The sequence below is a fragment of the Nostoc sp. UHCC 0251 genome (genome assembly GCF_034932245.1).
Lineage (GTDB): Bacteria > Cyanobacteriota > Cyanobacteriia > Cyanobacteriales > Nostocaceae > Nostoc.
In genome coordinates this window covers 13,416-34,592 of the sequence record NZ_JAYGHD010000319.1, presented here as the reverse complement: position 1 = coordinate 34,592, position 21,177 = coordinate 13,416, and the positions used below count along the sequence as shown (strand labels likewise).

18 protein-coding genes and 1 pseudogene are annotated in these 21,177 nt (G+C 41.7%); 6 read left to right on the top strand and 13 right to left on the bottom strand.

The window, feature by feature from the left end:
• Positions 1 to 113: 113 nt before the first annotated feature.
• Complete coding sequence (locus VB740_RS26020; RefSeq protein WP_323202754.1) at positions 114 to 425, top strand: hypothetical protein; 312 nt, start codon at positions 114 to 116, stop codon at positions 423 to 425.
• A gap of 99 nt (positions 426 to 524) precedes the next feature.
• Here VB740_RS26020 and VB740_RS26015 read toward each other — a convergent pair whose 3' ends face one another.
• From VB740_RS26015 to VB740_RS25995, 5 genes are all read right to left on the bottom strand, one after another.
• Positions 525 to 1,115, bottom strand: coding sequence for a Uma2 family endonuclease (locus tag VB740_RS26015; protein WP_323202753.1), 591 nt, complete (start codon positions 1,113 to 1,115; stop codon positions 525 to 527).
• 48 nt (positions 1,116 to 1,163) lie between these two features.
• The gene (locus VB740_RS26010) at positions 1,164 to 2,744 is read right to left on the bottom strand and encodes a DHA2 family efflux MFS transporter permease subunit (protein ID WP_323202752.1); all 1,581 of its coding nucleotides are present in this window, start codon (positions 2,742 to 2,744) and stop codon (positions 1,164 to 1,166) included.
• A gap of 146 nt (positions 2,745 to 2,890) precedes the next feature.
• Positions 2,891 to 4,150: an MFS transporter gene (locus VB740_RS26005; protein WP_323202751.1), complete on the bottom strand. Its 1,260-nt coding sequence runs from the start codon at positions 4,148 to 4,150 to the stop codon at positions 2,891 to 2,893.
• A gap of 126 nt (positions 4,151 to 4,276) precedes the next feature.
• On the bottom strand, positions 4,277 to 5,725 hold the full coding sequence (locus VB740_RS26000; RefSeq protein WP_323202750.1) for an HlyD family secretion protein: 1,449 nt from the start codon (positions 5,723 to 5,725) through the stop codon (positions 4,277 to 4,279).
• 162 nt (positions 5,726 to 5,887) lie between these two features.
• Entirely contained in the window at positions 5,888 to 6,355 is a 468-nt protein-coding gene (locus VB740_RS25995; protein WP_323202749.1) for a MarR family transcriptional regulator, read from the bottom strand.
• Between the two features lie 543 nt (positions 6,356 to 6,898).
• Here VB740_RS25995 and VB740_RS25990 point away from each other — a divergent pair.
• A complete protein-coding gene (locus VB740_RS25990) occupies positions 6,899 to 8,629 on the top strand; it encodes a hypothetical protein (RefSeq protein ID WP_323202748.1) in 1,731 nt (576 codons plus the stop codon).
• Between the two features lie 593 nt (positions 8,630 to 9,222).
• On the opposite strand, the gene VB740_RS25985 is transcribed toward VB740_RS25990, so the two are convergent.
• From VB740_RS25985 to trxA, 6 genes and pseudogenes are all read right to left on the bottom strand, one after another.
• The gene (locus VB740_RS25985; protein WP_323202747.1) at positions 9,223 to 9,921 is read right to left on the bottom strand and encodes a glutathione binding-like protein; all 699 of its coding nucleotides are present in this window, start codon (positions 9,919 to 9,921) and stop codon (positions 9,223 to 9,225) included.
• Between the two features lie 91 nt (positions 9,922 to 10,012).
• Positions 10,013 to 10,780: a class I SAM-dependent methyltransferase gene (locus VB740_RS25980; protein WP_323202746.1), complete on the bottom strand. Its 768-nt coding sequence runs from the start codon at positions 10,778 to 10,780 to the stop codon at positions 10,013 to 10,015.
• 346 nt (positions 10,781 to 11,126) lie between these two features.
• Entirely contained in the window at positions 11,127 to 11,792 is a 666-nt protein-coding gene (locus VB740_RS25975; RefSeq protein ID WP_323202745.1) for a nitroreductase family protein, read from the bottom strand.
• Between the two features lie 104 nt (positions 11,793 to 11,896).
• Positions 11,897 to 13,009, bottom strand: a complete 1,113-nt coding sequence (locus VB740_RS25970; protein WP_323202744.1) for an alkene reductase — start codon at positions 13,007 to 13,009, stop codon at positions 11,897 to 11,899.
• Between the two features lie 159 nt (positions 13,010 to 13,168).
• Positions 13,169 to 13,984 (bottom strand): annotated as a pseudogene (locus tag VB740_RS25965) (SDR family NAD(P)-dependent oxidoreductase).
• Positions 13,985 to 14,168: 184 nt separating this feature from the next.
• Entirely contained in the window at positions 14,169 to 14,492 is a 324-nt protein-coding gene (trxA, locus tag VB740_RS25960; protein ID WP_012412473.1) for a thioredoxin, read from the bottom strand.
• An 80-nt stretch (positions 14,493 to 14,572) separates the two neighbouring features.
• Between trxA and VB740_RS25955 the strand changes: the two genes are divergently transcribed.
• Positions 14,573 to 14,923: an ArsR/SmtB family transcription factor gene (locus tag VB740_RS25955; RefSeq protein WP_323202743.1), complete on the top strand. Its 351-nt coding sequence runs from the start codon at positions 14,573 to 14,575 to the stop codon at positions 14,921 to 14,923.
• A 292-nt stretch (positions 14,924 to 15,215) separates the two neighbouring features.
• Here VB740_RS25955 and VB740_RS25950 read toward each other — a convergent pair whose 3' ends face one another.
• On the bottom strand, positions 15,216 to 15,455 hold the full coding sequence (locus tag VB740_RS25950; RefSeq protein WP_323202742.1) for a hypothetical protein: 240 nt from the start codon (positions 15,453 to 15,455) through the stop codon (positions 15,216 to 15,218).
• Positions 15,456 to 15,670: 215 nt separating this feature from the next.
• On the opposite strand from VB740_RS25950, the gene VB740_RS25945 reads away from it, so the two are divergent.
• Positions 15,671 to 16,051 carry a hypothetical protein gene (locus VB740_RS25945; protein ID WP_323202741.1) on the top strand — a complete coding sequence of 127 codons (381 nt, stop codon included), beginning with the start codon at positions 15,671 to 15,673 and terminating at the stop codon, positions 16,049 to 16,051.
• Positions 16,052 to 16,374: 323 nt separating this feature from the next.
• On the opposite strand, the gene VB740_RS25940 is transcribed toward VB740_RS25945, so the two are convergent.
• A complete protein-coding gene (locus VB740_RS25940; protein WP_323202740.1) occupies positions 16,375 to 17,622 on the bottom strand; it encodes a glycosyltransferase in 1,248 nt (415 codons plus the stop codon).
• 125 nt (positions 17,623 to 17,747) lie between these two features.
• On the opposite strand from VB740_RS25940, the gene shc reads away from it, so the two are divergent.
• Both shc and VB740_RS25930 read left to right on the top strand, forming a co-directional pair.
• On the top strand, positions 17,748 to 19,664 hold the full coding sequence (shc, locus tag VB740_RS25935; protein WP_323202739.1) for a squalene--hopene cyclase: 1,917 nt from the start codon (positions 17,748 to 17,750) through the stop codon (positions 19,662 to 19,664).
• Positions 19,665 to 20,810: 1,146 nt separating this feature from the next.
• The gene (locus VB740_RS25930; protein WP_323202738.1) at positions 20,811 to 21,158 is read left to right on the top strand and encodes a hypothetical protein; all 348 of its coding nucleotides are present in this window, start codon (positions 20,811 to 20,813) and stop codon (positions 21,156 to 21,158) included.
• Positions 21,159 to 21,177: the final 19 nt, after the last annotated feature.

The window sequence follows — 21,177 nt, the reverse complement described above, 5'->3', positions numbered from 1 at the left end:
AGGGTGTGTTACGGCTTCCGTAACGCACCAAAATCTTCGGATGGTGCGTTAGCCTTCAGCAGTTTATCACTGGGAAACCCCACCAGGGCTATCAGCCATTCCGGCCAGACTTTATGACCGCGTGGATTCACGTTGAAGATTTAGCAGACTGCTACATCGCCGCAGCCCGAAAAAGCTCCAAAGGAGGACACTATCTTGCAGCGGCTGAAAATCTGAGTATTAGCCAGATGGCAACTTTATTTGCGGAGGCTGCTCAAGTAAAATTCCAAGCACCAATATTTGAAAATAAAGATAATGTGGTTTTTGATGATTCTTACACCAGAGAAATACTTCAACTTCAATGGAAATATAAAGTGGCTGATGAGGTTAAGGCTTGGGTAGAGCGAATCAAAGAGTTGGGAACTTATTTCTTAGAGGATGTTTGAAGTCGAGTGCTAATAGTGATAAGCGTTACGTGACAGATAAATTGTGTCGCTTTCTGTTGAACAACTTAATGCTTTAGGAATTGACCCAGAAATGTTGGATTAGGATACTAATACTACATCTTCATATATTTCTGCGTAGGCGTAGCCCGCCGTAGGCATCGCACACCGAAAATCAACGCTAGCTAAATGTACTTCTTCCTCTTCTCCATAAGGGTAAAGTACCCAATGTCCTTCGTCATTGCGGCGGAAGCATTCCACACTCATTTGGTCTGGTGAAATTAGCACATACTCTTGCAATGATTCTAAATGCCGATAGCTGGCGAATTTCTTACCTCTGTCATAGCCTTCTGTTGACTCAGAAAGCACTTCAATAACTAAGCAAGGATGGGACTTAAAATATTCAAATTCTCTATCTCTTGTATCGCAAGTCACCATGACATCAGGATAGAAATAGCGATTTATCACCTCAATTTGTGCTTTCATATCTAACATGTAGACACGGCAACCACTTCCCCGAAGATGGTTTCGTAACAGCATAGATATATTCATGCTAACTGTGACATGAGCATCACTCGCTCCTGCCATTGCGTAGACTTGCCCATCAATATACTCGTGTTTTATTTCACTTACTTTTTCGCTTTCTAGATACTCTTCTGGGGAGATATAGTACTCGCTTTGGCTAACGACCATTTTAATACCTTAGTAGTTTTATCAAACATTTTAACTCAGACAACAAATCTAATGAGCAACAGCACCACCAGTTGCTTTCACCTTTTTAAAGAATAAAATAGCAATGCCACTGAGCAATAAAGCAATGCCAATAAAGTAAAAACAATCGTTAAACGCCATCACAAATGCTTCCCGACGGACTATATTAGATATGGATGCGATCGCTTGATTTTGTGCTGTACTTAAATCTGCTCCTCGGCTGATAAAATACTGTGTCATTTGTTCAATTCGCTGTTGAGTTTCTGGATTATATAGAGATATTGCATCACCCAATCTATTCGAGTGAAATTGCTCTCTGTTAGTTAATAAAGTGGCTAAAGAAGCAATACCTATAGAACCGCCCATATTCCGCATCATATTAAACAAACCACTTGCCGATCCTGCTTCTTTTGGACTCAATCCAGCAGTGGCGATAGAAGTTAGCGGTACCATAATTAGGGGTTGTCCCATTGCACGCACAAATTGCGACCATCGTAACTGATCTAATCCAGTTTGATTAGTCATTCCAGAGTTCATAAATGCACTGATGGAAAACAAAGTTACACCAACAGCCACCATTAAGCGCACATCAATGCGTTGCATCAATTTGGGTATGAGGGGAATAATAAACAGTTGAGGAATACCAGCCCAAATCAACACTTCACCAATTTGCAGCGCATTATATTTTTGGATTTGGGCAAGATACAAGGGTAAAATATAAATTGAACCATACAACCCTACTCCTAATGACACATTGACAATACTGGCTAAACCAAAGTTACGCCTAAACAAAAGCCGTAAATTAATAAATGGTTGCTTTCGGGTTAATTCTATATAGAAAAATATCGCCAAAAAAATTACCGCAATCACACTTAAGCGCACAATCAATCCTGAACTAAACCAATCTTTGCGGCTACCTTCTTCTAAAACAACTTGTAGGGAACCTAACCCAAGAGCCATTGCAATAATTCCCCACCAATCACCTTGTTTCAATAAATTAATTTGGGGTTTTTCTTGCTTAATTCCGTACCAAACACCAGCCAGCATTAATGCCCCTGGAATTACATTTATATAAAAGTTGTATTCCCAACCAAAGTTTTCTGTTAACCAACCTCCTAATGTTGGGCCAATTGAGGGCGCAAAAACTGCACTAAATCCAAATGCAGCCAGCCCAACCGATTGTTTAGATTGGGGTAAAGTCGTTAATACAACTGTCATAGCAGTGGGAATTAGGACTCCTCCACTCAAACCTTGTAAAGCGCGAAATAAAATCATGGAGTTGAGATTCCATGACCAAGCACAGCATATAGAAAAGAAAATAAATAACGCAGTGTTTACTAATAAATAACGTCGGAGAGAAAATACTCGTGATAACCATCCTGTTAGAGGAATTACCACAATTTCTGCTACGAGATACGCTGTAGAAATCCACGAACCTTCTTCTAGAGTCGCTCCTAAACTTGCTTGAATATCTTGCAGTGAAGCATTAGTTATTTGAATATCCAATACGGCCATAAACGCACCAAGCATACTGGCTAATACACCAATCCAGGTTCTTAGCGGTACACGTTCTGGTGGTGCTTGCTGACGAATTACACCTGTATTAGCCATAGTTTTGTTCCAGTTTTAAGGTTAAGTTCAAAAAAATCTCTTATTAAATATTATTTTTCTCTGTGCATAGCGAAATTAAAATAGTGAAAAATATCTATTGCCTGTCTCCACGACTATTTTAACAACTCAAATAACATTACTATATTTTAACCATTCTGAACTTTGATAATGCCCTTCTGTTCATAAATTGGAAGCATTATTTTCCTTAAAGCAGGTAACTGTCTGCTAAAAATGATAGAACCTAAAATACAAACTATACCATCAATAATTAAAGTGTTCGTAGCACCAATACGACTTGCTAATGCACCTCCTAACAAATTACCCACGGGAATCATCCCTAAAAATGACATTGTATACAAACTCATCAATCGCCCACGTTTGTCATCTTCAACAATTGTTTGTAAAAATGTGTTGCTAGCAGCAATTTGGAGAATTGTTCCCAAGCCAACAAACAACATTGTAAATAAAGAAAGTGGTAAAAATCGAGAAAAAGAAAAGGCAATTAGACCAATTCCTAAAATTGCTGGAGCTAAGGCAATCAATTTACCAATTCCTAAAATTGTTTGGCGTGTAGCTAGATAAATACCACCAGTTAACGCTCCCACTCCAGATGCCGCCATCAAAAAACCCAAGGTTTCTGCACCACCTTTGAGAACTTGTTCTGCAATAACTGGTACTAAAATAGTGTTTTGCAGCCCCATAAGGCTGACTAAAGCTGATAGCAATAAGATGGCTCGAATGGGTGGAAAACTAAAGGCATAGATAAATCCCTCTTTGACTTTTTGCAAGGGATTTCCGTCAGTTACCACATATTTCCAAGGCTTAACTTTCATTGCTAATAAAGCGGCGATTACAGCAATATAGCTTAAACCATCAATTAAAAAACAATAGGCAGTTCCAACGCTAGCAATTAATAAACCCCCGATCGCAGGGCCAATTAATCTAGCACCGTTGATCATTGTAGAGTTGATAGCGATCGCATTGGCTAAATCTTCTCTGCGCTCAACCAATTCTGGTACAAATGCTTGGCGTGCTGGCGCATCTAAGGCGTTAATAAATCCTTGAAACAAACTCAAGGCGATGATGTGCCATACCTGAATCACACCAGTCAGTGCTAGCACTGCCAATGTTAATGATTGAATCATCGCCAAGATTTGCGTACAAATTAAGGTACGATACCGAGAAAAACGGTCTACAAATACTCCGCCAAATGGAGCTAAAAAAAAGCTAGGAATTTGACTAGAAAATCCGACAACTCCTAGCATTAATGCGGAGTTTGTCAAGTCATAAACTAGCCAAATTGTCGCAAGTTGCGTCATCCATGTCCCAATTAGGGAAACACCTTGTCCGGCAAAAAACAGTTGATAGTTTTTTGACCTTAAAGCAGGTAGTAGTGATTTTTTCATGCAAAGTTTTTTTATCAATCTGCTTTCATAAATATCACCTCGCCTCATCTCTTACGCCTGTCTTTAGATGTAGGAAAATGTCATAGGCAGAAAGAGGTTTTTCATCTGTTTGCAGCCAATTTAGTATTACTTGACTTCTACAGCAACTTCCGCAGACATCCCCGGTGTAATCCGCGATTCGTACCCTTGAATGCTCTTTTGGTCGAAAACTACTTTTACTGGAATGCGTTGGACAACTTTGGTAAAGTTACCTGTAGCGTTATCCGGTGGTAATAAGGCAAACTGAGCGCCGGAAGCTGGCGAAATACTGTCAACACGACCAATAAAGGTGTGATTAGGGAAAGCATCTAGCTTGATTTCTACTGGCTCTCCTGGACGAATCTTTTCTAATTGAGTTTCTTTGAAGTTCGCAATTACCCAATACTCGTTATCCACGATCGCCATTAATGGTGTTCCCGCTTGGACTCGGTTGCCAACTTCGACGTTTTTTCTACCGACTCGTCCGGCACTGGGAGCAGTAATATTGGCGTAGGATAGTTGCAATTGCGCGTCTTTGAGCGCTGCTTCTGATTGCGCGATCGCAGCTTTTGCCGCTTCGTATTGACTACGTTTTGCTGTTGTATCTTGTCCGCCGGCGGTCGCTTGTTGCAATCCCCCCTTCGATGCTGCCAATTTAGCTTGGGCGTTAGTGACATTTTCTTGCGCCTGTGCTAGTTGAGACTGCGCTTTGGCGACACCAACTCTAGCAGAGGCTAACTTAGCTTGGGCTTGTTCTACTCCCTGAACAGCAGCGTTTTTTTGTGCTGTAGCGACATTATAAGCAGCCCTGGCTGTGTCTAGCTGCTGACGAGCGATCGCACCTGATTGATACAACTGGTTATAGCGATTGTAATCTGCTTGGGCATTTTCCAAATTCGCATTTGCTTGCGCTACCTGCGCTTGCGCCGCAGGAATACCTGCTTCGGCTAGTCTGACTTCAGCTTGCGCTGCTGGTATCCCAGCTTGGGCTTCTTTTACTGCTGCTTGGGCTGTAGAAATTGCTGCTACTGCACCGCTAACATCCCCCTGCGCTTGAGTTGTCTTACCAGTAGTCGTTTGTGAACTTAAAGCAATATTTGCTTGGGCGGCTTGCGCCTGTCCACGAGCATTTTCTAGGGCTGCTTGTGCCTGTTGTACTTTACTTTCATAGTCCCGTGGATCTAACTTCACTAACAATTGTCCCGGTTGCACCAGCTGGTTATCATTCACCAGCACCTGACTTACAGTTCCGGGAATCCGGCTACTAACTTGGTGAATATTTCCCGCAACGGTGGCGTTGTCTGTTTCTTGGTGAGTAGAAGCATATTGCCAATAGTTATAACCAAAAGTACCAGCAGCGATCGCACCCACACCTAAAGCTGCCAAAATTAAACCAGTCGGTTTTTTCCGCTTCGGTGGAACTTCTTTCTCTATCTCAGGTGTTACAACAGGCGCTTCTGCTGTCACAACTTCTAAAGTCTCGGAATCAGGAATCAATTCTTTTTCGATAACTGGGGTTTTGTGTCCGTTGCGTCCGTTAAAAGTATTAGTTTTCATGATTGTTAGCTTGTTTCTGCGTTCAGTAATTTGATTGATAGTCTTTTATTTAGAATGCGTAGTATTTTCTGAAAAAAATCTTTATTTCCTTAGTATGCGTATTATTATCCCAAAACAAATCTTCATATCACTTCCCCCGGTCGGGTGATTGTGGGATCATCTTTAGGAGAGGTTAGCGATCGCCCGATTCAAGATTTGGGAAAACAGTTCTCGGTCAGCAAAGGAAATACCGTCCATCGCTTCATCACGCACTGCTGCGGCGATTGGTGGTAAAACAGTTTCTAGTTCCTTTCCTGCATCCGTTAGCCAGATTCTCCAGATGCGGCGATCGTGAGTATCGCGTTCTCGACGCACCAAGCCACGTTCTTCCATCCGATCTAATACGCCTGTTAAAGTCCCTCCCACTTGTTTGAGTTTGTCTCCAATACTAGAAGTAGGTAAGCCATCTTCTTGCCATAAACAGCACAATACTAGCCAGTGAAATGGCGTAAGCCCAAATGGTTCTAACCTTTCACTAAACTTGCGACTGAGCAGTTGTGAGACTAATTTGATTCTGTAACCTAAATTATATGGTGCCAGATTTTGCTGCCACGACTCTAAAGCTGGGGAGTGATTAGATGTAGAAACCATTTGCAAAAATACTTAGTATACGTACTATTGTAAACAGATTAACCTTTTTTAGCAATAGTTGCTTTGCATCTGTCTTAGGGAATAAGTTGAATCAACTGGTACTCTTTGACAGTGCCAAAAATGCGGTGAGGTCGAGATAATTTAGACGACTAGTCAGCATAGATCCAAGCATAGCTCAAAGCTGGTACTTGGGAAATAGAGACTACTGATTAAGGACGAGTAGGAAGATAGAAATTAAGCTTAGGGACTTCCAAGAAATAAATTATCCAATCTTGTGGGGTGGGCATCTTGCCCGCCTTTGACTATGGGCTATCGTGTCGCCCAACCCACAATAAATAGTTGTATATTTTTTTATTTGGAAGTCCCTTAACCCAGATAGTTCGGCTTTGATTACTTTTTGTTCTGGGTATAAAACAGAGTGTTGCTAGAATTATTGACTATAAAGATGACCGCTCAGTACTTGAAGGTTGTACAATCAGCAAAATTGAAGAAAGCTTTTTATTTTCCTAACTAACACGATTTATTCAGACATAAACGCGCAAAATGCTAATTCCACAATTACAAAATTTTTTAACAACACCTATTACTCAAAAAAACAGACAAAATCAATCTAGATTAACTGTTCTTTTTTGGTACAGTCTAAGTCTAACTTTTGCTGTTGGTTATATTCTTATGGGGCTGCGACAGGCTTTCACGAGTAAATATATAGTAAGCGACGATGCACGAGAATATATTTCTTGGATGTATCGTTACTTGAATCCAGAGTTATTTCCTGGGGATTTAATTGCTGATTATTTTGAGTCGGTGACACCAATTGGATATAGTATTCTTTATAAAATAATTGCGGCTTTAGGTATAGACCTAACTTTCTTTAGCAAAATTTTTCCAATATTACTGGGGCTAATTACAACTAGCTATTGCTTTGCAGTTTCTATGCAGATATTACCAGTACCAATGGTAGGGTTTATCGCATCTTTACTTTTAAATCAAAGTCTCTGCCTACATGATGACCTATTTTCTGGTACTCCTAGAGATTTTATTTATCCCCTATTTTTAGCTTTTCTATATTATTCAATCCGGTCTTCTGTGCTTGGTATATTAATTGTACTTGCACTTCAGTGTTTAATGTATCCTATAATAGCTTTTGTCGATTTATTAATTTTGTTTTTGAGATTATTTCATTGGCAGAATGGGCAGATAGCTATTTCTCATCACCGAAAAGATTTTATTTTATTTGTAACAGCCATTATAATTACTGGTATTCTAATTTTACCTTATACCATTCAATCATCACAATTTGGCCCGACCATTACTGCTGCTGTTGCAAGAACTATGCCAGATTACTGGCGTGGAGGAAGAGTCAGTTATTTTAGCCATAATATTATTAGTTATTGGTTTGATGGTAGAGATAGTGGTTTTTTTGCTTTAATTGCACCTCCTCAACTATTATTTGGTTTATTATTACCTATTCTCCTAAAATTCCAATCTTACTTTCCATTAACTAAGCAATTAAAGGATGAAGTAAAAATATTTTTACAGGTAGTAATAGCTAGTTTAATCATGTTTTTTACTGCCCATGCCTCAGCTTTTAAACTGCACTGGCCTAGTCGCTACACCCATCATACTTTTAAGATGATACTTGCTCTTGCAGCAGCAATCTCTATTACCTTGATTTTAGATGCTATATTTCGATGGTCAAGACAATATGGAAGACAAATTTTAATATTGGGGACTATTATGATCCTTGGTGCAGGACTCATTTTGTACCCTAGCAGCTTAAAAGTTTTTCCCAAAACCCCTTATGTAGAAGGTCAAGTCCCAATACTATATAATTTTTTGCAAAAGCAACCGCAAAATATTGTCATAGCCTCTACTTCCGAAGAAGCAGATAACATACCTATCTTTGCTCAAAGAACAATTTTGGTAGGTAAAGAATATGCATTACCAATCCATACAAAATATTACGCTCAATTTCGTAAGCGTATGATTGATCTGATTAATGCCCAATATAGTGAAGATATTAACCAGATTAAAGACTTTATCCAAAAATACCACGTAACTTTTTGGTTATTAGAACGTTCTGCATTCTTGCCGGAATATATAACTAAAAACACTTGGCTACAACAATATCAGCCAGCAGCACAACAAGCGAATGCAAAGTTACAGAAGGCTCTACCTGTCTTAGCGACATTAATTAACACTTGTGCAGTTCTTGAGACTGATAATTTAGTCCTCCTACAAACAGAGTGTATCAAAAACGTAACGAAGACTTAAACACAATGCTAAATTATAATCGGTTCTTCAGTACTTAGTATACTAGTTAAAAGCTTGAAAGGAGGATTATTAGCAAGTAACACAATAGTAAATTAAGAGGCTTTTAAATGCCAGAATTAATGATTTTAAAGACTGATAACTTTAGTATAAAGGTATAGATATAGCTGAAAAAATTTTTAACTAAACTATTCCTAGCAATTTTTTATAACAATTTGATTTGATTTTTTCAAAAATTAAGTATATGTATGTTGCGTTAAGACGGAGTACACCCGTAGGGGGATGGCATGTTCCCATAGTGTCAACTTAAGAAGATAAAGCCCAAATTTATAGTTGTTTTGCGATTTCTTCTATTGGCGGCGCTGGTAGATGTTTTTGTTGCCGCAGGTCTGGGTTTCCTGTTCGTGCTGGGCGTTTTCTACTCATGATGTATCACTAAGAACATCTTGATTGATATAATTAGATTACATCTTACGGTTTCTTTTTGTTTAAGTTGACACCAATGGGCATTGCCATGCCCCTACCAGCGTATTTGTATCATTATTCAAGTAGAAATGGTATAAATTAGCGATCGCCACAGTGACAATTTAAAACGCTCAAGGTTGAATAGTCTTCGCCGACTGGTTAAATAACAAATCTCTTGACTTATCTGGATCAAGCGCTTGAGTTTTCAGTGCTTCTGCTTTTTCGTAGGCGCGAATTGTTGCCGGACGGGCTTTAACTGCCTCAAACCACCGCTTGAGATGAGGAAAATCTTCTAGATTCTGACTTTGGCGCTCATAAGGCACAATCCAGGGATAGGCAGCAATATCGGCGATGGAATAATCGCCAGCGACAAATTCTTTATCTGCTAGTTGCTTATTCAGCACTCCATATAAGCGTCCCGTCTCATTCACATAGCGGTTAATGGCATATTCTATTTTTTCGGGAGCGTAGGCGCTAAAGTGATGATTTTGTCCCGCCATTGGCCCCAGACCTGCCATTTGCCAAAACAACCATTCTAAAACTTGAGTGCGATTACGTAAATCTTGAGGAATTAATTTCCCGGTTTTTTCTGCCAAATATAGCAAGATTGCACCAGACTCAAATATAGAAATTGGCGCACCTCCATCTGCTGGTTCGTGGTCAACGATCGCGGGGATACGGTTGTTAGGAGAAATCTTCAGAAATTCTGGCTTAAATTGATCTCCAGACCCAATATTCACAGGAATTATGGTATATGGTAAGCCGACTTCTTCCAAAAAAATCGTGATTTTATGACCGTTTGGAGTTGTCCAATAATAAAGATCAATCATGGTTATTTTTCCTTATATTCAGGGTTGGAATTTAAACTTATAAGCGCTTTGCCTTCCCGCAGTTTAGCCACGCAGAGGTTTCGCTATAAATTTATTGTGGTGATTTGGCGATCGCTGCCCAAACTCTGTGGTGAACCTGAAGAATTGGCGTGGGATATTTTGCTTCGAGTAATGCCGCCAATTCCTGGTCAAATACTTCTACCTTTTCTGGTGTCAAACTGGCTCCTACACCAGCACTAGCACGAATTCGTCCCCGCCAAGCTTCATGTGTATAAGACACAAATACATCGTAAGAAAATGTGCGGATTTCTCGGAATCCTCCTTCGCCAATGTCTTGTAACCACAGGGGATACAATCCATTACCGCCGTCCAAGTTCCACGCGGGATTATGAGCCTTGATCAGTTGTTCTGTTGCGTGAACTACATTACCTTTTAAGGGTATCCAATCAAAATGAGCGATCGCAAGCAAGCCATTTTTTCTTAGTATCCGAGTAATTTCTTGGACGGCCTGGGGACGATCAAACCAATGCCAACATTGTCCAGCGGTGACAACATCCGCACTTGCGTCTAGTAAGTCGGTATTCTCGGCAGTTGCGACTCGATAATCTACTTTAATTTGAGTAGATTCGCTTAACAGTATTGCTTGTTCTAAAAGTGAAACTGATGGGTCTATGCCAATCACATAAGCACCTCTATCCGCAAAGCCCCGCGCTAGTGTTCCTGTTCCTGTACCAAGATCAACAATGTTCTGCCCTGGTAAACCTATACCATATTCAGACAGTTTATTAAATAATGAACTGGGAAAGCCAGCGCGGTGTTTTGCATAATCAGTAGCAGTTGCACCAAAATCAATTTTCATACCTGCAAAACCATTTTTGTAACAATTGTCTAGGCTAGAAGTTCTCTACCCACGGACGTAGTTCTACTTCCCATGTCCAAGCACTGCGGGATTGGCGTAGGGTACTCAGATAAGTTTGAGTAATAGCATCCGGGTCAACCCAATTCGCACTCTTGCTACGCCCCGCTCCGCTAACGCAATTAAAATCAATGGGAGCTTGAAACCCACTAATTAACAATTAAGCAATTAAACGATTTCTCGTATTTAACTGCGAATTGCGAATTGTTTGGTCAAGGGTACTATCAGGATTATCTCCTGGATTTTGGCGAACTGCTGAACGGATTGCACCATCAATATTTAGAGAAAGCTACCCTGCATAAGGATTACCGATTCTATCTACAGAGACCTTGAAGGAGAATGGTAAACGACCTGGATTTAAGCGTGGTTCTGCGGCATAGCCAACAGGAACTAAAACAGCGATCGCTAAATCTGGATTATCCCCAGCCCCAATCACTTCCTTTACCTGATTCTCAATCCAACCGTTCATAAAACAAGTGGATAATCCCAGACTTTCTGCTGCTAACACCAAATGGGTAGCAGCAATGATGGCATCTTTGATTGCATATTCACGTCGCTTGTCACCCAGCCCAGCTTGAAATTGTGGGATAGCGGTTTTGAAATAGTTTACCGTGCCTTCATTCCATGCCCCAGTTTCAGTTGCCCGCTCAAAAATTGGGGTCAAGTTTTGTTCGCCTGCGTTAGGATCGGCGGCAAAGACAAAGGTTACAGGTGCTTGGACAATTTGCTGTTGATTCCACGATGCTGCTGATAATGCTGCCTTTTGCGCTTCATCTTGCACAAGAATAATTTGCCAGTCTTGGATATTAAAGCTGCTGGGCGCTGCCACGGTCAACTCTACCAGTTGCTTGAGCAGTTCTGGGGCGATGGGGTCTGTTTTAAAAGTTTTGATGGAACGACGTTGAGAGATCGCACTTGGTACATCTAAAGGTTGAGTTTGGGTGATGGAACTCATGAGATTCTCCTGATGGTTGGGTTATAAAGCTGCTGTAGCGATTTTTAAGATTGGACGAAATACTCTAGTGGTGTAAAAAGTTGCTTGAAAGTAGATTACCAGAATTATGCGTTAGCTACCTGCTCATTAGCAGCCGACCAAAATGGATAGTCTGTATATCCCTTTTCACCGCCACCATAAAAGGTTGCTTGATCTGCTTGATTTAGTGGTGCATTCAAAGCCAAGCGGCGGGGTAAATCTGGGTTTGATATAAATAATGTGCCAAAGGCAACTAAATCTGCTGCTTTGTTTGCCAGCACTGCATCGCCTTTTTCACGGGTATAACCACCATTGACAATGAGTGTACCTGTAAAGCGATCGCGTATATGACTAGTGGGGACAACTATCCCGCCATGTCTAATGTCTGCCTCTGTTGCCTCAAAAATATGCAGATATGCCAAATTAAATTGGTTCAATGCTTGAGCCGCATAACCGAATGTCTCCAGAGGATTAGAGTCACCTATATCGTTAAAAGTCCCACTGGGAGATAAACGTACCCCTACTCGGTTAGAATCCCACACGCTAGTTACCGCCTCTGTCACTTCTAACAAAAATCGGGCGCGATTCTCAATGGAACCCCCATATTTATCTGTACGTTGATTGGTGCGATCGCGGAGAAACTGATCTATTAAATAACCATTAGCTCCGTGAATTTCCACCCCATCAAACCCAGCCGCTAGGGCATTTGCCGCTCCCTGACGGTACTGTTCGACTATTTGCGGTATTTCCGAAGTTTCTAAAGCGCGGGGAGTCACAAAGGGTTTTGGCCCCTGATAAGTTGCAGCCTCACCTTTAGCAGCAATGGCAGAAGGTGCAACAGGTAAAGCTCCATTCGGTTGTAAGTCAGGGTGAGAAATCCTGCCTACGTGCCATAGTTGCAGAAAAATTCTGCCTCCGTGCTGATGTACGGCATCAGTCACTAACTTCCAGCCCTCCACCTGTTCTGATGAATGAATTCCTGGTGTAGCGGGATAACCCTGTCCTTCAGGAGTTACCTGTGTTGCTTCTGCAATAATCAGTCCGGCGGAAGCACGTTGGACGTAGTAGGTAGCATTCAGTTGGTGTGGTACGTTTCCTTGACCTGCCCTGTTTCGGGTTAAGGGTGCCATTACTATCCGGTTAGGTAGTTCCAGATTTCCTAATTGGTAAGGAGAGAATAAGTTGATATCACTAGTCATTGGTTTTATCTCCAAATTATTTTAGTCATTTGTCATTAGTCATTGGTCATTGGTCATTGGTCATTGGTCATTGGTCATTGGGCATTAGTTTTTTTCCTTCTCTGCTCCCCTGCTCCCCTGCTCTCCCTACTCCCCTGCTCCTCACTCCCCACTCACAAACTAAACAATCGACCGAATAACGCCACCATCTACTCGCAAAGCTGCACCATTAGTTGCTGAAGCTACGGGACTAGAAAGGTAGACTACGATCGCTGCTACTTCTTCGTTAGTTGCAAAGCGTTTGATTAGGGAACTGGGACGCACATTCTGAAAAAACTCAGCCTCAACTTCACTTACACTAATGCCACGTTCCTGCGCCAGCTTAGTGATAAAGTCTTCAACTCCTTCTGAACGGGTTGGTCCTGGTAGAACGGAGTTTACCGTGACTCCAGTTCCGACAGTCATTTCTGCTAGACCTCGTGCAACAGCAAGTTGCGCTGTCTTAGTTGTGCCGTAATGAATCATTTCCACTGGGATCTGAATAGCAGATTCGCTGGAGATAAAAATTATCCGCCCCCAGTTTTGCTCTAGCTGCTTTTGCAGATATTGCCGACTCAAACGGACTCCACTGAGGACGTTAACCTCAAATATGTTTAACCAGTCTTCATCAGTAATATCAAAGAAGGTTTTTGGCTCATAAATACCTAAATTGTTTATGAGAATATCAACGTGAGGAACTTTTTGAAAGAGTTGCTCTATCCCTGATGCAGTGCCTGCGTCAGCAACAACACCAGAAACTTTCGCGTCGGGTGTATAATGCTTAATTTTGGCGATGCCTACGGCGGGCTACGCCTACGCTTGGGCTACTCTTTCTTCAGACCGACCGTTGACAATTACTGATGCCCCCTCTTGAGCTAACCCAAGGGCGATCGCCAAACCAATACCTGCGGTTGAGCCACTCACCAACGCGGATTTACCATGTAACTTCAAGTCCATTTCGCTCTTTCCCCGTTAGTTGAAACAGAATTTAGGAATTGGGAGTAGGGAGTGGGGAATGGGGCATTGGTAATTGGGTACAAGAGGCAGAGGTGAAGGGGAAGGTTGCAAAGGAGAGGAATTTTCCCCCTGCTTTCTGCTCCCCTACTCTCTACTCCCTACTCCCCACTCCCCTTTACTTAAATTAAAGATGCTGTGCTAAGGTCTTATTCAAGGTAGTTTTTGGAACTGCCCCTACGACAGTATCAACCTGACGACCTCCCTTAAAAACCATCAGCGTCGGGATGCTGCGAATTCCATAATGGCTGGCAACAGTAGGATTTTGATCTGTGTTCAGCTTCACAAATTTCACCTGTCCTTCGTATTCAGCAGCAACTTCATCGACGACTGGACCGACCATCCGGCAAGGACCGCACCACGGTGCCCAAAAGTCCACTAATACCGGAATCTCACTTTCCAAAACTTCTTGCTTGAATGTGGCTTCTGTGACATTTGTAATGGATGACATAAATTGCCTTCCTAATTAATTCTATAATTCGATAATATCGAATAATAAAAATATATGCCACCTGATGAGATAATGCAACTATGAGATTTCTTTATCATCCAGATAGAAAAAATATTTCTTTACCGGGCGTGCTGTATGCATTGGGCGATCCGGTGCGGCTAGAGATTGTGCGGCGGTTGGCTACTGAGGGGGAACAATGCTGTGCCAGCTTTGATTTTGCGATCGCTAAGTCTACCATGTCCAATCATTTTAAGATTTTGCGGGAGTCTGGGATAGTTTTGACACGCAAAGAAGGGACACAGCATATTAACATCCTACGGCGTGAAGATTTAGAGGTGCTGTTTCCAGGGTTGCTGGATGCGGTGTTGAAAGCTGCTCAACCATTGCCTGTTAGTCTTGCGAGTGATAAACAAACAGCTTCAAGGATTTAGGAATTAGGAATGGGGAATGGGGAATTGGGAATTGGGAATTGGGCATGGGGCATTGGGCATGGGTAACGCTATCTGTTTAAGAATCTTCTTGTTTTTTAATTTGTGTTTCTAAATCAGCAAAGATATCATGTTGTTCAAAAGGGTTCCGCCACCGAAGTCAGCAGAACCCTTCCTAAGTATTTCAAAATCTAAGCATTCAAGAACTGTCATCTGCTAATCGTCATTCATTTTTCCAGACTGATTTGCTTGTAGTAAGGGCTTCAGCCCTGGTGTTATGCAACTTAAATACTCATTAGCTTAAACAAACTTGCAACCAGGATTTATACCGTCTGGCAAGTTCCTTAAGGAAACTGAGTTCTTCACCTTCAAGATTATTAAATAGGCTGCAATATTGCCAACCACGCTCGTAGCGACTCAGCATTTCTTCTGGAGTAAACCGATATACATCAGCAGTCTGCCAACAAATCGACTCCAGAAAAGGCAGCTTTTTGGGGACAATAACAGGATTATTTGTTGGTGTTGCGGTTGTCATAATTTTTTTAATCAACCACTTTCGGCTTACTTTAATTTTAGCTTTCGTGCCTGATATTTGCTCAATGCATTTAAGAAGGATAAATCAATGATGCTAAGTATTGAGGTGTGATGCCCGTATCAAAACAATTACATCTCATGCAAAGGTTGATTTGAAAGCTATAATTAGGATACAATACATATTTTTAAAAGTGCAAAATCGCAACAAAAGCACCAATGGCAGAATTCACTATTCAAATTCCCGATGAACTAGCTCAATGTTTAGAACCTCTGCAAAATCGCTTACCCGAATTGCTTTGGCGATTACTAGACGTTGTTAATCTACCAACAAATATTCAGGCAACAAGTAATCCTGAAACTACAAATATTCCAGCAGTTTATCAAGAAGTTATTGATTTTTTAATTAAGGGGCTAAAACCAGAAGAAATTATTAATTTTAAAGTTTCATTTCAATCTCAAACACGCCTACAAGAATTAATAGAAAAAAATCGCTCTGCAACACTCAGTCAAATTGAATTAGCAGAATTAGATGTTTACGAGCAGCTAGAGCAAATGATGATTTTATTAAAAGCACGAGCTTATTCTGTAATCAGCTAAACTGTTATGTATACAATTTGTACAATCAGGGCGGGCAAGATGCCCACCCCACAAGTATGTTGGAAAATATTAGTGCAAATTAAAGACGTAAGAGCTTAACATGACTTCTAATTTGATTTCTGTGGAACTCCGTAGTTTAGTGACCAAGAGAGCTTCAGCACGCTGTGAATATTGACGAATCCATAATTATTTGATTAATTCATATTGAATTAACCTGTCACTTTGCCCATGTTGTTCTGCCTGTGATTAAGGTTTTGAGAACGGATTCTAGAGTTTGGATTGATTGTCTGTTTTGATAACTATTTTAAATAACCACTTTTGGCTTATTTGGATTTTACGGGATAAACTCTTCCTTTCCAAGCGCCGCCGCGCCCTTGCCAGTGACGAAGTGCTGAATCTAGAGTCATCAAAGTATAGAGAAAAGCGATCGCAGGTAAACTAAATGCTAACAAGGGAGAACATTTATAAAAGCGGATCGTTGGGTAGTAAGCTAACGACATTAACAACCATCCTAATAAACCTGTAAGTGCGATCGCCCAATTGCCCCAAACTACGCCCAGAATTACACACACAGGTGGAACTAGATAAATCAGAGGCATTCCTACTAAAGTTCCCAATAATAGTAATGGCGAATAATTCAGTTGAGTATAGGCAGTACGAGCAACCATATCCCAAATTGTCGCCAGCGAGTCATAAGGACGCAGACTGCAAGTCAAGCTACTCAATCCTAGCCAGATACGCCCTTGGCTGGGGATTAGGTGTTGAGCATTGTGGGCATGGTTATTTTCTTTGTCTCCCCTGCTCCCCTGCTCCCCTGCTCCCCTGCTCTTCTTAACCGCCATCGCCAGGGCGCAATCGTCAATTAGAGCTTGGCGAATGACTTGAATACCACCGATTCGCTCTAAAGCTTCACGGGCGATCAGAATAGATCCTCCTGCTGCGGCGGCTGTGGGATTGTTGGGATTATTCACCCAGCGAAAAGGATAGAGTTTCTGGAAGAAAAAGACGAAAGCTGGAATCAAAAGTTTTTCCCAAAAGCTTTCACACCTGAGTCGCACCATTACCGAAACCAGGTCTAAATCTTCCTGCACAGCTTTAGCAACCAGTCGGCGGAGATTACCTGGATCATGTGCAATATCTGCGTCGGTCAGCAAAAAATAGTCGGGTGCAAATTTACTAGCGCTGTTTATACCTTGCTCAACTGCCCAAAGTTTACCCGACCAACCAGGAGGCAGTGATTCACCAGAGATAATATGCAATTGCTGGGGTTTACCTACAGCGTGTGCAACCCCTTCGGCAAAATTTGCTGTCCGGTCTGTGCTGCGATCGTCTACCAAAAACACGTTGAAAGAACCAGGATAATCTTGGAGTAAGAGCGATCGCAAACTAGTTGGTATTAACTCAGCTTCGTTACGCGCTGGAACGACGGCACAAACCACAGGTAAAGATTCTAGCTGAGTTTCTGTAACCTCTAATTGCTGGTCTGTCCGCCAAAACTGTCCCCAAAAACACATTAATCCTAACCAAATTGTCAAGGATAAGAGCATCAATCCTAATACAATTACATCCATGACCTATTGCAAATTCTCAGTGACTCAGACAGAATACTATGTCTACTAAATAAAGAAAAAATTTTTTCATCATAATATTGCCGTGTTCAAAACTAGTGTTGGGTGTTGAGGTTAAATAGTTTTTGATGCAAACACAAGACAGGGTAAAAGTCAATCAAGTCGCAGAAGCGATCGCAGCTAGCCAACAATATTTGCTTTCGATTCAAAATCCGGCAGGTTATTGGTGGGCAGAGTTAGAATCTAATGTCACCATCACTGCTGAAGTCGTCCTCCTGCATAAAATTTGGGGAACAGACCAAGGCAGACCTTTGCACAAAGTTGAAACATACCTGCGCCAAGAGCAACGGCAGCATGGCGGCTGGGAACTTTACTACGGTGATGGCGGAGAACTTAGCACCTCGGTTGAAGCTTACATGGCGCTGAGGCTGTTAGGTGTACCAGCAAATGATCCGGCGATGATTAGAGCGAAAGCTTTTATTCTCCAACGGGGTGGTATCAGCAAAACTCGGATTTTTACCAAGTTGCACCTAGCCTTGATTGGCTGCTACAACTGGCGCGGTATTCCCTCGCTACCACCTTGGATAATGCTGTTGCCAAAAGCTTTTCCAGTTAATATTTACGAGATGTCTAGTTGGGCGCGTTCCAGTACTGTACCGTTGCTGATTGTATGCGATCGCAAACCTGTTTTTATCACTAACCCAACTATCAACCTAGATGAGCTATACGCTGAAGGTGTTGATCGAGTCCGGTGGGAATTACCCCAAGCTGGCGATTGGACAGATTTATTCCTCACACTTGATCAAGGATTCAAGTTGGCAGAAAGCCTGAATTTAGTACCTTTTCGTGAAGAAGGCATCAAAGCCGCCGAAAAGTGGATTTTAGAGCGCCAAGAAGCTACAGGCGACTGGGGCGGCATTATTCCAGCGATGTTGAATTCAATGCTGGCTTTGCGGTGTCTGGATTATGACCGAAGCGATCCGATTGTAGAACGAGGTTTGCAAGCAATTGATAACTTTGCTATTGAAACAGAAGATAGCTACCGAGTCCAGCCTTGTATTTCACCAGTTTGGGATACTGCTTGGGCGATGCGTGCTTTAGTCGAATCTGGCTTTGCACCAGATCATCCCGCTGTGGTGCAAGCTGGCGAATGGTTACTGCAAAAGCAAATTTTGGATTACGGAGATTGGGCTGTAAAAAATCGTCAGGGAAAACCAGGGGCTTGGGCTTTTGAATTTGACAATCGCTTTTATCCCGATGTAGACGACTCGGCTGTAGTGGTGATGGCTCTACATTTGGCGAAACTTCCCAATGAAAAAATCAAACAGGCTGCGATCGCTCGTGCGTTAAACTGGATTGCATCTATGCAATGTAAACCAGGTGGGTGGGCTGCCTTTGATTTGGATAACGATCAAGATTGGCTTAACTCAATTCCTTATGGCGACTTAAAAGCCATGATTGATCCAAACACCGCAGATGTTACGGCTAGGGTGCTAGAAATGCTGGGTGCTTGTGATTTGTCAATTGATAATTATAATTTAGAGCGATCGCTTACTTATCTTCTGCGCGAACAAGAAACCGAAGGCTGTTGGTTTGGTCGTTGGGGTGTAAATTATATTTACGGAACCAGTGGCGTTTTATCAGCCTTGGCCTTGATTGACCCTCAAAGGCATAAACTCAGTATAGAACGAGGAGCAGCTTGGTTAGTTGGATGTCAAAATCCAGATGGTGGTTGGGGTGAAACTTGCCGCAGCTACAATGACCCCAGTCTTAAAGGAAAAGGAAATAGTACTGCATCGCAAACTGCTTGGGCTTTAATTGGCCTCTTAGCAGCAGGTGAAGCAACTAGTAAATTAGCTCTTGAGAGCATCGAGCGCGGAATTGCCTACCTCATGGCAACTCAACAGCCAGATGGTACTTGGTTTGAGGCGGACTTTACAGGTACTGGCTTCCCTTGCCATTTTTATCTTAAGTATCATATGTATCAACAATACTTTCCTTTAATAGCTCTAGGTCGCTATCAAGCAGCGATTAGAAAAAATTAGTTTGCAGTACATCCGTAGGGGCACGGCGTACCCATTGGTGTTAAATTAAGCTCAAACGCTTGTCCTACATACGCTTTACCCCACCCTAACCCTCCCCTTGGAAAGCTAACTAAGGTGTACACACAAGTCGGAAATAAGTAACCACGCAAAATTAATTACAGTCATTGTGAGCGAAGCGAAGCAATCCCAGCCCTTGCGATTGCTTCATTTCGCTTCGCTGCATTCGCAATGACATTGTGTAATTAATTTTGTTTATCTACTTAGTAGTCTCTAAAGGAATAATTAACGAGTACATTCTTTGTAGAGACGGCGATTTATCGCGTCTTCTTAACGTGTCAGTTTTTTAGACGCGATAAATCACGTCTCTACATGAGGGGTTTCTGGCTTATCCCAAGCGTATGGGGATAAAACCAATTCGCAATGGGCTAACGCCCCGCTTCGCTAACGCAATGGGCTACGCCCCGCTTCGCTAACCTGACAATTCAGCGGCATTTGGAAAACCTCTCTCTAAATCTCTCTCCTAAAAGGAGAGAGACTTTGAATTTTTCCCCTTCCCGTGTCGGGAAGGGGGTTAGAGGGTTAGGTTTTTGGTGGACTTTTCCACATAACGTGAAAAGTCAGCTACGCTAACGCAATTCGCAATTAATTCAACCAGCCACAAGGGGTGAGATTTTTACCTACCTTGAGAAACAAGGATTTTTTCGCCCACCAGAGGCGAGGTTTTGAACCTAGCTTTTTCTGATAAAACTGGTGACTTGTGTGTACACCGTAGCGTTACTAAGAAGAGGGACAAATTTTATATAGTCAAATCAAGGTGAGGTATCTCAATTGCACATACCCTAAGTATTTGTTGCAAAATTTCAATTGTTTATGAACCAATAACAGCTAGTGCGATCGCAACTCTCGCTTTTACTAAAATAGCTGTAGGGTGTATTACGGCTTTCGTAACGCACTATTTCAGGTTTTTGGTTACGCTAACTAACACAGTAACAGCGATAACACACTCTACATTTTTTCAACGCTCAAAGAGTGGTTTGGCATCAAAAACTACTTTTATCAAAATAGATTTACCAATAAAAGTTAAATAAAAGTTCCCATTTTGGGAATTATAGACCTATTGAAGCTCAAGCAGGTAGGTCAAAAATATTGATTAGTGAAACCGCAAAACTACTTTACCCCTCGGTGGATAAATTGGTTAAAGAAATTGTGGCAGTTAACCACGCTTGGAAAGTGGCTTGTGAATTATTTGGACAAGATTCACCCCTATCTATTTCTTCACGGGATTTAAAAACCTGTTTGCAAGTGCGTTTGTTGCGAAGCTATGCACCAGAACAGGTTTATTTAATTGAGGATAAAGAATCAGAAGGTGAACCACTTTACAGCTTACGTCTCCGAGAACCTATAGGAGAACGCCTATATGCAGAACATCTTCCAATGCGGATAGCTCAAGAAGTTTTTACGGATAAAGAATTAGATAAATTCAAAAAGATATAACCAAGATAAACAAGGGGGG

Excerpts from the sequence above, each read along its gene's own strand:
- VB740_RS26020 (WP_323202754.1), top strand. The coding sequence starts at position 114 with ATGACCGCGTGGATTCACGTTGAAGATTTAGCAGACTGCTACATCGCC.
- trxA (WP_012412473.1), bottom strand. The coding sequence starts at position 14,492 with ATGTCATCCATTACAAATGTCACAGAAGCCACATTCAAGCAAGAAGTT.
- VB740_RS25950 (WP_323202742.1), bottom strand. The coding sequence starts at position 15,455 with ATGACAACCGCAACACCAACAAATAATCCTGTTATTGTCCCCAAAAAG.
- VB740_RS25970 (WP_323202744.1), bottom strand. The coding sequence starts at position 13,009 with ATGACTAGTGATATCAACTTATTCTCTCCTTACCAATTAGGAAATCTG.
- VB740_RS25945 (WP_323202741.1), top strand. The coding sequence starts at position 15,671 with ATGGCAGAATTCACTATTCAAATTCCCGATGAACTAGCTCAATGTTTA.
- VB740_RS25985 (WP_323202747.1), bottom strand. The coding sequence starts at position 9,921 with ATGATTGATCTTTATTATTGGACAACTCCAAACGGTCATAAAATCACG.
- shc (WP_323202739.1), top strand. The coding sequence starts at position 17,748 with ATGCAAACACAAGACAGGGTAAAAGTCAATCAAGTCGCAGAAGCGATC.
- VB740_RS26015 (WP_323202753.1), bottom strand. The coding sequence starts at position 1,115 with ATGGTCGTTAGCCAAAGCGAGTACTATATCTCCCCAGAAGAGTATCTA.
- VB740_RS25955 (WP_323202743.1), top strand. The coding sequence starts at position 14,573 with ATGAGATTTCTTTATCATCCAGATAGAAAAAATATTTCTTTACCGGGC.
- VB740_RS26000 (WP_323202750.1), bottom strand. The coding sequence starts at position 5,725 with ATGAAAACTAATACTTTTAACGGACGCAACGGACACAAAACCCCAGTT.
- VB740_RS26005 (WP_323202751.1), bottom strand. The coding sequence starts at position 4,150 with ATGAAAAAATCACTACTACCTGCTTTAAGGTCAAAAAACTATCAACTG.
- VB740_RS25975 (WP_323202745.1), bottom strand. The coding sequence starts at position 11,792 with ATGAGTTCCATCACCCAAACTCAACCTTTAGATGTACCAAGTGCGATC.
- VB740_RS25980 (WP_323202746.1), bottom strand. The coding sequence starts at position 10,780 with ATGAAAATTGATTTTGGTGCAACTGCTACTGATTATGCAAAACACCGC.
- VB740_RS26010 (WP_323202752.1), bottom strand. The coding sequence starts at position 2,744 with ATGGCTAATACAGGTGTAATTCGTCAGCAAGCACCACCAGAACGTGTA.
- VB740_RS25940 (WP_323202740.1), bottom strand. The coding sequence starts at position 17,622 with ATGGATGTAATTGTATTAGGATTGATGCTCTTATCCTTGACAATTTGG.
- VB740_RS25990 (WP_323202748.1), top strand. The coding sequence starts at position 6,899 with ATGCTAATTCCACAATTACAAAATTTTTTAACAACACCTATTACTCAA.
- VB740_RS25995 (WP_323202749.1), bottom strand. The coding sequence starts at position 6,355 with ATGGTTTCTACATCTAATCACTCCCCAGCTTTAGAGTCGTGGCAGCAA.